The organism is Vibrio albus (assembly GCF_003144035.1).
GTDB classification, from domain to species: Bacteria; Pseudomonadota; Gammaproteobacteria; order Enterobacterales; family Vibrionaceae; genus Vibrio; species Vibrio albus.
This window is the reverse complement of the sequence record NZ_QFWT01000016.1, coordinates 21,274-32,368: the sequence shown is the minus strand read 5'-3', so window position 1 is coordinate 32,368 and position 11,095 is coordinate 21,274. Positions and strand designations below refer to the sequence as shown.

Annotated in this window: 7 protein-coding genes, 1 rRNA gene and 1 pseudogene; 2 read left to right on the top strand and 7 right to left on the bottom strand. The window is 48.0% G+C overall.

Translation table 11 applies throughout. The features are described from left to right. The 5 genes and pseudogenes from DI392_RS19175 to trxA form a co-directional block, all read right to left on the bottom strand. Window positions 1-190, bottom strand: a 16S ribosomal RNA gene (locus DI392_RS19175); the annotation flags it as partial. Between the two features lie 486 nt (window positions 191-676). Beyond that, window positions 677-1,387 (bottom strand): NAD(P)H-flavin reductase, encoded by a 711-nt coding sequence (fre, locus tag DI392_RS19170; protein ID WP_109321304.1) that lies wholly within the window; start codon window positions 1,385-1,387, stop codon window positions 677-679. A gap of 111 nt (window positions 1,388-1,498) precedes the next feature. Continuing rightward, window positions 1,499-2,956: pseudogene (ubiD, locus tag DI392_RS19165) on the bottom strand (4-hydroxy-3-polyprenylbenzoate decarboxylase); the annotation flags it as partial. Between the two features lie 129 nt (window positions 2,957-3,085). Next, window positions 3,086-4,345, bottom strand: a complete 1,260-nt coding sequence (rho, locus tag DI392_RS19160) for a transcription termination factor Rho (protein ID WP_109321302.1) — start codon at window positions 4,343-4,345, stop codon at window positions 3,086-3,088. 212 nt (window positions 4,346-4,557) lie between these two features. Beyond that, complete coding sequence (gene trxA, locus DI392_RS19155; protein WP_109321301.1) at window positions 4,558-4,884, bottom strand: thioredoxin TrxA; 327 nt, start codon at window positions 4,882-4,884, stop codon at window positions 4,558-4,560. Between the two features lie 210 nt (window positions 4,885-5,094). On the opposite strand from trxA, the gene rhlB reads away from it, so the two are divergent. Continuing rightward, window positions 5,095-6,387 (top strand): ATP-dependent RNA helicase RhlB, encoded by a 1,293-nt coding sequence (gene rhlB / locus DI392_RS19150; RefSeq protein ID WP_109321300.1) that lies wholly within the window; start codon window positions 5,095-5,097, stop codon window positions 6,385-6,387. Between the two features lie 7 nt (window positions 6,388-6,394). Further along, window positions 6,395-7,891 carry a guanosine-5'-triphosphate,3'-diphosphate diphosphatase gene (gene gppA / locus DI392_RS19145; RefSeq protein ID WP_109321299.1) on the top strand — a complete coding sequence of 499 codons (1,497 nt, stop codon included), beginning with the start codon at window positions 6,395-6,397 and terminating at the stop codon, window positions 7,889-7,891. Between the two features lie 192 nt (window positions 7,892-8,083). Here the strand turns inward: gppA and DI392_RS19140 are convergent, their stop codons facing one another. Both DI392_RS19140 and recQ read right to left on the bottom strand, forming a co-directional pair. Then, the gene (locus DI392_RS19140; protein ID WP_109321298.1) at window positions 8,084-8,755 is read right to left on the bottom strand and encodes a 7-cyano-7-deazaguanine/7-aminomethyl-7-deazaguanine transporter; all 672 of its coding nucleotides are present in this window, start codon (window positions 8,753-8,755) and stop codon (window positions 8,084-8,086) included. A 360-nt stretch (window positions 8,756-9,115) separates the two neighbouring features. Then, on the bottom strand, window positions 9,116-10,954 hold the full coding sequence (gene recQ / locus DI392_RS19135; protein WP_109321297.1) for an ATP-dependent DNA helicase RecQ: 1,839 nt from the start codon (window positions 10,952-10,954) through the stop codon (window positions 9,116-9,118). Window positions 10,955-11,095: the final 141 nt, after the last annotated feature.

Below are 11,095 nucleotides of genomic sequence, written 5' to 3'. Positions count from 1 at the left end.
ATGCGGTATTAGCCATCGTTTCCAATGGTTATCCCCCTCATTAGGGCAACTTCCTAAGCATTACTCACCCGTCCGCCGCTCGACGCCTATCAACGTACCCGAAGGATTGTTGATATCGTTTCCGCCCGACTTGCATGTGTTAGGCCTGCCGCCAGCGTTCAATCTGAGCCATGATCAAACTCTTCAATTAAAGTTTTTGTGATGCCTAGGCATCGGCTCAATGAATACTGATTACATTCCCTATTCTTGCGAATAGTGACTGTGAATTGACTGTGCCGAACTCTCTATAAAGAAAGTATCGTTTGGTCACTCAGTTCATTGATAAATCTTTTGATTATCATCAACGAGTGCCCACACAGATTGATAGGTTTAAATTGTTAAAGAGCGTTGCTTTGAAGTTTTCCTCAAAGCGGACGTGCATTCTAGCGAGATAACTGTCAGTGTCAAACACTTTTTCAATTTTATTTCTCAGAAGCTTTCGTCCTGACTGACTCTTGGCTGAAGCCTTGTGAGCTCTGCCGTGTCAGTGAGGCGGCATTATAGAGAGATGTTTCAGCTTGGCAACTCATTTTTGGGAAAAAAATGATTTTTCTGTTTAAGTGCTGATTATTCCATCGATATGTTTAAAAAGAGGGCTATTCTGCCCTCTTTTCTACTATAGGCATGACCTAATTAACTAAATAAATGCGTAAGCATCAGCAAACATGCGATCACGTTTCGCTGCTTTTTGCTCCACAAACTGCTCACGAGCAGCACCAGCCATCTCAAATCGACCGGCAATATAGATATCAAACTCTTCTAATGACGCAAAATCATCTTTTACTGCGTTAAGTACATTACCAACTTTGCCTGACCAGTCTGCAGGCGCTGACTCAACTACCGGTACAAAATGGATATGCTGATGCTTATCAGCAATTTGTTGCATTTCCTGAAAAGCATAAAGCTGACATTCCGTTTTTGCGCCCCAGTACAGATATATCGGTTTTTGTACATTCTGCGCAATACAGTGATCCAACATAGAACGCACATAACTGAAGCCAGTGCCTCCGGCAATCAGCAGCAGCGGGCGGTCACTTTCCTGCAGCCAGGCTTCTCCATTTGGAGCTTCTATCTGAATATAGGAGTGGTTATTTAAGGCATCGCGCATGGCAGCAACCACTTCCAAAGCATACGCGTTCTCTTCTGCGGCACCGATATGCAGCTCCAGCTCTCCCTGATGACGGCACGGACTGCTGGCAATGGAAAACGGACGCTTATCTTTTTCCCCCATGACCACCAATAGGTACTGGCCAGGCTTAAAGGAAACTGGCGTTTCTGGATGCAGGAGTATTTTATGTGTATTACAAGCCAAAGGCTCAATAGACTTTACTTGGCACTTTATAGTCATTTTCCTCTTCTCTATCGGGAAAGGGTTAATATAAGGGCAGTAATGGAAACGTTATAAGTGTTGAGCATCATATTCTTACACTACCCTCTCTCAAGATTATAATATATTCAGTTCATCCCATATGGCGTCAACTTTAGCGACGAGTTCCGGGTCTTTGTGGATAGGGCGTCCCCACTCTCTGGCTGTTTCACCCTGCCACTTATTCGTAGCATCCAGTCCCATTTTGGATCCCAGCCCGACCACTGGTGATGCAAAATCTAGAGAATCTATCGGTGTATTTTCAATCATCACCGTATCCCGAGCTGGATCCATACGGGTAGTAATCGCCCAGATAACATCATTCCAGTCTCGGGCATTTACATCCTCATCGCAGACAATCACAAACTTGGTATACATAAACTGACGCAGGAATGACCACACTCCCATCATGACTCGTTTAGCATGTCCTGGATACTGTTTTTTCATGGTGACAACGGCCATGCGGTAAGAACACCCTTCCGGCGGGAGATAAAAATCTACAATTTCCGGAAACTGTTTCTGAAGTATAGGCACAAAAACTTCATTCAGGGCAACCCCGAGTACCGCAGGTTCATCCGGCGGCCTTCCAGTATAGGTACTGTGATAGATAGGATTTTTACGCATAGTAATGTGGGTGACAGTAAATACCCGATGCATTTCCGCTTCATTGTAGTACCCGGTATGGTCACCATAGGGGCCTTCTTCGGCAAATTCATCTGGATCGATATACCCTTCCAGAACAATTTCTGCGCCCGCCGGCACTTCTAAATCATTGCTGACCGATTTTACTACCTCGGTTTTGCTACCACGCAGTAATCCGGCAAACGCATATTCCGACATAGTATCGGGTACAGGTGTAACCGCGCCGAGAATCGTAGCGGGATCGGCACCAAAGGCGACCGAAACCGGGAATGGCTCTCCCGGATTGGTTTCCATCCAGTCCTGCAGATCCAAAGCCCCACCCCGGTGAGCAAGCCAGCGCATGATAATTGTGTTCTTGCCCAGTTTCTGCTGACGGTAGATCCCAAGATTCTGTCGGTTTTTATTCGGCCCTTTAGTAATGGTCAGTCCCCAGGTCAGCAGAGGAGCAACATCTTCTGCCCAGCAACTCATGACAGGCAGCTTATCCAAATCAACCTGCTCTCCCTCCCAGACAACCTGCTGGCAAGGTGCTTTTCTTAACCGTTTGGTAGGCATATTCAGCACTTGTTTAAACACAGGGATCTTACCCATTGCGTCCCGAAAACCTTTCGGCGGCTCAGGCTCTTTCAGATAAGCGAGCAGCTTGCCGACTTCTCTCAGCTCGGATACTTCACTGCGTCCCATACCAAGCGCAACCCGTTCTTCGGTACCAAACAGGTTGGTTAATACCGGCATATCGTAACCAACCGGGTTTTCAAACAATAAAGCCGGGCCACCGGCCCGAAGAACACGGTCGCTGATCTCGACCATTTCATACTGCGGGTCTATCGGATGAGTAATGCGTTTTAGCTGACCTTTCTCTTCTAGGTACGCAATAAAATCTCGCAAGTCTTTAAATTCTGCCGCCATTGTTTCTCTAACTGCTCCCCGAAGTAATGGGTTATCCGGATCGATTCTTATTTAGATTTTTTTGAGTATAACAAAAACGCCACCCTAAACGAGGGTGGCGTTTTAAATATTTATCAGAGGGATGAACCGTTACTGACGGCGCATCGCGTCAAAGAATTCATCGTTCGTTTTGGTCATCGCCAGCTTGTCGATTAGGAATTCCATCGCATCGATTTCGCCCATAGGGTGAACAATCTTACGCAGGATCCACATCTTCTGTAGCTCGTCTGCTTTGGTCAGTAGTTCTTCACGACGAGTACCGGAACGGTTGAAATCAATGGCAGGGAAAACGCGTTTTTCAGCAATCTTACGGTTCAGATGCAGTTCCATGTTACCTGTACCCTTGAACTCTTCGTAGATAACTTCATCCATCTTAGAACCGGTATCAACCAGTGCCGTTGCGATGATAGTCAGGCTGCCGCCCTCTTCTACATTACGTGCCGCACCAAAGAAACGCTTCGGACGATGCAGAGCATTCGCATCCACACCACCGGTCAGGACCTTACCAGAGGAAGGAACAACGGTGTTATATGCACGAGCCAGACGGGTGATGGAGTCAAGCAGAATAACAACGTCTTTCTTATGCTCAACCAGACGCTTGGCTTTTTCGATAACCATCTCTGCCACCTGAACGTGACGCGATGCTGGCTCATCAAAGGTAGAAGCAATCACTTCACCTTTTACCAAACGCTGCATCTCGGTTACTTCTTCCGGACGTTCATCGATAAGCAGAACCATCAGTTCACACTCAGGATGATTATAGGCAATGCTCTGTGCAATGTTTTGCAGCAGCATCGTTTTACCCGCTTTAGGCGGTGCCACAATCAGGCCACGCTGACCTTTACCAATCGGCGAAGCCAGATCCAGAACCCGGGCAGTGATATCTTCTGTCGAGCCGTTACCACGTTCCATTGTCATACGCTCATTGGCATGCAACGGAGTCAGGTTTTCAAATAAGATCTTATTCCGGGCGTTATCAGGCTTGTCGTCATTAACAGTGTTAACTTTCAACAACGCAAAATAACGTTCACCATCTTTAGGTGGTCGGATTTTCCCGGCAATGGAATCACCGGTACGGAGGTTAAAACGACGAATTTGGCTTGGAGAGACATAAATGTCGTCAGGACCGGCAAGATAAGAACTATCCGCACTGCGCAGGAAGCCAAAACCGTCTTGCAGAATTTCCAGAACACCGTCACCGAAAATGTCTTCACCACTTTTGGCGTGAGCTTTCAGAATGGAGAAGATAATGTCTTGCTTACGTAGACGGGCAAGGTTTTCCAGACCTAGGCTCTCGCCAAGTTTCACAAGCTCGGAAACAGGCTTGTTCTTCAGTTCAGTCAGATTCATAGTGGTGGATACTTTAGCTTTTGTAGTCAAAATAGGATCTGTATGTGTTAGTTAAGAATATTGTTGGTCTAGGCTCGACCAAGAAATGAACAGTTGTATATTTAACGTGCGATAAACTAGCACTAAAAACAAGCCTAGTCTAGTTTTGTAAAAAACAAAACCGCGCATTTTTCAGTGTGCACGGTTTATCTTCCTATTCGTTAACCATCTTATTACAGGTTAGCATCCAAAAACTCTTTCAACTGAGTCTTGGACAGTGCACCAACTTTCGTTGCTGCCACACTACCATCTTTAAAAAGAAGCAGTGTTGGAATGCCACGAATACCAAATTTAGGTGGTGTGCCCGCATTCTGGTCAATATTCAGTTTACCGATAGTGAGTTTGCCTTCGTACTCTTCTGCAATTTCGTCCAGAATCGGCGCAATCATTTTACATGGACCACACCATTCCGCCCAGAAATCAACCAGAACAGGACCCGCAGCATTGATTACGTCGTTTTCGAAACCTTCATCAGAAAGCTGCACAATTTTATCACTCATCTTCCACTCCAATGTGTGTTATCAAATACTGGTTGGACGAAAATATCTACGACACCGGCCAAACAATGGCCATAATAACTCACAGAACTTCATCAATGTGGCTAATATATATGCGATTTTGTATTTTCGTTGAGTAAAAACCAGAAAATAGATTCCCTATTGGACTGGATTTGCTTCCGTATTGCAACCCTTAGCTGATATTCTATACCAATGAAGAAGACCCATATCACAGAGCAAAAATTCGCCGACTTCGATTTACACCCGCAAGTCATTGAAGGATTGGAAAAAAAAGGTTTCGAATACTGTACTCCTATCCAAGCCTTGGCGTTGCCGGTACTGCTCACCGGCCAAGACATTGCAGGCCAGGCCCAAACGGGCACTGGTAAAACTCTCGCGTTTCTTACTGCTACCTTTAACCATTTACTGAATACCCCGGCTCCTGAAGGCCGTAAAAAGACCCAACCACGGGCCATTATTATGGCACCGACCCGGGAACTGGCTATTCAAATCTATAACGATGCTGAATGCTTGATTGCCAGTACCGGCATCAAGGCTGCACTGGCCTATGGTGGAGAAAGCTACGATAAGCAGCTGGCTAAGCTGGAAAGTGGCGTTGATATTCTGATTGGTACTACAGGCCGCATCATCGACTTCTATAAGCAAAAGGTCTTTAACCTGAATCATATTCAGGCTGTGGTGCTGGATGAAGCTGACCGCATGTTTGACCTTGGCTTTATTAAAGACATCCGCTTCCTGTTCCGCCGTATGCCGGAGCCAAAAGATCGTCTGAACATGCTGTTCTCTGCAACGTTGTCCTACCGCGTACAGGAACTGGCATTTGAGCACATGCATAACCCAGAACATGTTGTTGTTGAGCCGGAACAAAAAACCGGACACAGAATTAAAGAAGAGCTGTTCTACCCGTCCAACGAACATAAAATGTCTCTTTTGCAGACCCTAATCGAGGAAGAGTGGCCGGATCGCGCCATTATTTTTGCGAATACCAAGTATAAATGTGACGACATCTGGGGACACCTTGCCGCTGACGGACATCGTGTTGGCCTGCTGACCGGAGATGTACCACAGAAAAAACGTGAACGCATCCTGGAGCAGTTTACTAAAGGTGAGTTGGATATACTGGTTGCTACTGATGTCGCGGCACGAGGCCTGCATATCCCTCAGGTAACACACGTATTTAACTATGACCTGCCTGATGACTGCGAAGACTACGTTCACCGTATCGGTCGTACTGGCCGTGCCGGTGCCAGCGGTCACTCTATCAGCTTTGCCTGTGAAGAGTACGCTATCAACCTGACAGCGATTGAAGAGTACATCGAACACAGCATTCCGGTCTCTGAATACGATGCATCGGCTCTTCTGAGTGATCTGCCACCGCCAATTCGCATGCGTTCCAGAAACTCACAACGCAGGACCAATACTGGTGGTTCAGGCAAACGTAAACCACAACGTCGCTCTCGACCACCGCGTCAGCACAATAAGTAGGAACAGAATGAGTCAGACTGAGTCATCTCCGCTATATGCAGCCATCGACCTTGGGTCGAACAGTTTTCACATGCTGGTCGTGCGCCACATTGATGGCAGCATTCAGACCATGGCTAAAATCAAGCGTAAAGTACGTCTTGCCGCAGGCCTGGATGAGCATAACGCGCTAAGCCCAGAGGCGATGCAGCGGGGTTGGGACTGTCTGAGCCTGTTTGCTGAACGGCTACAGGACATTCCAGCGGCTAATATCCGTATTGTGGGTACCGCAACACTACGTACGGCGACTAATGTTGACGTGTTTCTGGAAAAAGCCAACCAGATACTCGGGCATCGTATTGAAGTGATTTCCGGAGATGAAGAAGCGGGCACCATATATAAAGGTGTTGCCCATACCTCTGGCGGAATGGGTCGTCGTTTGGTTGTGGATATCGGCGGAGCCAGTACTGAGCTGGTTATCGGTCAGGGCTTTGACGCTGAGGCGCTCACCAGCCTGAAAATGGGTTGTGTGACCTGGCTGGAACAATACTTTAAAGATCGCCAACTGAACCGGCAAAACTTCGACAATGCTATTGCCGCGGCGAAAGACACTCTGGCTCCTATCCTTGAACAGTATAAAACTATTGGCTGGAATACCTGCGTAGGTGCCAGTGGTACTGTCCAGGCGCTGCAGGAAATCATGCTGGCACAAGGTATGGATGAAGTCATTACCCTTGCCAAACTGAAGCGACTGCAAAAACAGGCCATGATGACCGTTCATCTTGAAGAGCTGGAAATCGAAGGTCTGACTCTGGAACGGGCGCTGGTTTTCCCAAGTGGTCTGTCGATTCTGATTGCTGTTTTTGAACTGCTGGACATTGATTCGATGACACTGGCCGGAGGCGCTCTGCGTGAAGGTATGGTGTATGAGATGATGGCAGAGATGCGTCAGGATGATATCCGTGCACGTACCATTAACAGCGTCCAGACCCGCTATCAGATAGATAAAGCTTATGCGGATCAGGTTGCTGATCTGGCAAAGACCTTCTACCAACAGTGTGGAGAAGAAAGCTGGCTTCCGGAAGCTCAGGCACTGATGCTGCTGGACTCGGTGACCAAGCTACATGAAATCGGACTGACCATCGATTTTAAGAAAGGTGGCGAGCATAGTGCGTACTTACTTCAGAATCTGGATCTTCCCGGTTATACCCGTGCCCAGAAACACCTTTTGGCTGAACTGGCACGCAGATACCGTGAGCAGCTGACTTCGCTTCCTGAGCAGCATGCTGTTTCCGCCCAGTCGGCACAGCGCCTGCTGCGTTTGTTGCGGTTGGCTGTATTACTAAGCCATCGCCGCAATAGTGACTTACTTCCGGCATTCGAGCTAGCAGCATCTGGCGATACGCTCACCCTGACGATCGCCCGCAACTGGCTGGATAACAACCCGCTGACCAATGCGGAGCTGGAAATAGAAGCGAACCGGCAATCGGATATGGGATGGCCGTTGGTTATTGAGGCTAGAGACTAGAGACTAGAGACTAGAGAGATAATAAGCCCGCTGCTTACCGTTAAGCTAGTGGGCTTTTTTTAGGATGAAGGAGGAAGGATTAAGGTGTTAGCCCGTGCAGCTTTCAACCATATTGAAATACAGCACCCCTTCTTCCTTTTCTTTGTCCACCAGTGTAATCCCTAATCCTCGAAGCGCAGCGGTCTAGTCTCTCTACGCTTTAACTCCGCTCATCTGAAACTGCGGATTCACAGCTGTCAGTTTCTTCACCAGATAATTCAGCAGTACACCGTACATAGGTACAAACAGACCCAGGCTGATAATCAGCTTAAAGCTGTAGTCCACCAGCGCGATTTCAGTCCAGTGCTCTGCCATAAACGCATCCGGGCTCTGGTAGAAGGCAATACCAAAGAATGCGATAGTATCTAATGCATTACCAAACAGAGTGGAGCAGGTCGGTGCCACCCACCACTGTTTTAGCTGACGCAGGCGGTTAAATACCTGCACATCCAGAATCTGCCCCAGCAGATAAGCCATAAAGCTCGCTATCGCAATACGGGCAACAAACAGGTTCAGTTCGCTCAGTTGTGCGATGCCCTGAAACGCTCCCTCATAAAAAATCACTGACAGAGCATAAGAGAACACCAATGCAGGCAGCATCACCAGGAAGATAATTTTACGAGCCAGTTTCGCACCAAAAATACGTACCGTCAGATCCGTGGCTAAGAAGATAAACGGAAAAGTAAATGCACCCCATGTGGTATGGAAACCAAATACGGTAAACGGGATTTGCACCAGATAGTTACTGGAAGCGATGATAATCAGGTGGAACAGGACCAGAAAAAGTAATGCTTTGCGCTGCTGCGCAGGGGTAAAGTTACTCATATTGTACCTTTTTCGTTTTGCTTGGGGGCGAGGGAACCCAAGAGTGAAGGACGAACCTTCTGGTTAATTTATAAATATTTTAGGCTATTCAGGGATATACCCTTTAAGCGGGCGGCGATTATACAGCAATCAATTTATGCCGCAAGCGTGCGGTAAATAGCAAACGTTTTTCACCGCTGACTAGATTCTAAATGGATATGGTTCCACAAATCGCTCAAGACATCCCTGTTCGCTAAAACTTGGGCATCCATGCCCAAGTACGTTTGTTCCACCACATCCATTCAGATGAGAAGAAACGTTGTTAGGATGCTACCCATCATGTGTTGCAAAATGAGCTTTGGGTTACTAGTAACCCAAAGCTTAAGAACCATGAGTCAGGTGTTCCTGGATCAGGTCCAGGAATGGATCGGCATACCGGTCGAGCTTAACCTGCCCGACCCCGTTCACCGCCAGCATTTCACCGTAAGAAGTCGGTAAAATCTCAGCCATATCCATTAGCGTTGCATCACTGAAGACCACGTATGGTGGCAGATTATTTTCGTCGGCGATGGATTTACGCAGCTTGCGTAACTTGGCAAACAGTACCTTGTCATAGTGACGGTTCGCCAGTTTATCCGATTTCGCCGCCCGCGCAGAGGTATCCAGTCGCGGCACCGCCAGCTCCAGCGTCATTTCTCCACGCAGCAGAGGCCGGGCTTCTTCCGTTAGCTGGAGAGTCGAGTTGCGGGTAATATTCTGGAACAGCAGCCCTTTGTGAATAAGCTGACGCATAATACTGACCCAGTAGTCGTGGCTATGCTCACGGCCGATACCATAAGTACTCAGCTTGTCATGCCCCTGCTCTCTTACCCGGATATTCTGCATTCCGCGCAGTACTTCCACCACATAATTCATGCCGAAATTCTGATTAACACGATATACGCACGACAGCGCCTTTTGTGCCGCCTCTGTCGCATCAAAATGTTTAGGTGGATCCAGACAGATATCGCAGTTACCGCAAGGTTTTTCCCGGTACTCACCAAAATAGTTCAGCAACACCTGACGACGACAAGTCTGAGCTTCAGCAAATGCGTTCATGGCATTCAGCTTATGGGTTTCCACCCGCTTCTGCGGGCCGTCTTCTTTTTCGTCCAGGATCTTACGCAGCCAGCCCATATCAGCCGGGTCATACAGCATCATCGCTTCCGCAGGCAGGCCATCCCGTCCGGCACGTCCGGTTTCCTGATAGTAAGACTCGATATTCCGCGGGATATCGAAATGCAGCACAAACCGTACGTTCGGCTTGTTGATCCCCATCCCAAAGGCAACCGTAGCAACCACGATCTGGATATCATCTTTCTGAAATGCTTCCTGCACATACGCCCTTTCATCCGCATCCATTCCGGCATGATAACCGGCGGCCCGAATATGGTTGTTGCACAGCTTTTCCGTCAGCATCTCCACCTTCTTGCGGCTACCGCAATAGATGATGCCGCACTGACCATTCTGGGTAGCAAGAAAACGGATCACCTGAGACACCGGCTTATGTTTTTCCACCAGATTGTAGCGAATATTCGGCCGGTCGAAGCTACCCAGATAGATATGTGGGTCATTCAGACACAGACGGGAAACAATATCGTTACGAGTTGCATCATCCGCCGTCGCCGTCAGAGCCATCATAGGCACATGAGGAAAATGCTGTCTTAGCTGACCGAGGGCAGCATATTCCGGACGGAAGTCATGTCCCCACTGAGAAATACAGTGCGCTTCATCCACGGCAATCATCGATAACTGCAGAGAGGTGAGACGGTCAAGAAAGTCATGAGTAAGTACCCGCTCCGGAGAAACGTATACCAGCTTCAGCTGTCCGCTGTTCATCCGGTTAAATACCGAAATCAGCTCCTCTCTCGGCATACTGGAATTCACACACTCTGCAGCAACGCCATCCGCCTTAAGCTGGTCAACCTGATCTTTCATCAGAGAAATCAGAGGAGAGATAACCAGTGTCAGCCCCGGCTTAGCTAATGCCGGGATCTGGTAGCAAAGAGACTTACCGCCACCGGTCGGCATAATCACCAGGCTATCGCGATCATCAATCGCGGCCTCTATCACTTCCTGCTGTCCGGCCCGGAAACTCTGATAGCCGAAAGTGTCACGCAGAATGGTCTCTGGAGTCGCGGAAAAAGGCCCGGATTGTTCAGCTAACAAGGTGGAGGTCATAAGGTTTCCGAAAGATTAAGTCGTCAGACATCAGGACTGCCGTATCAATATACCAGTGCAGTCGGTCAGAGGCGGGATATTGTATACTCAAGTGACCTGAAGATGCGAGTTTCAGCACGACTTTATTGTGTATTGACTATG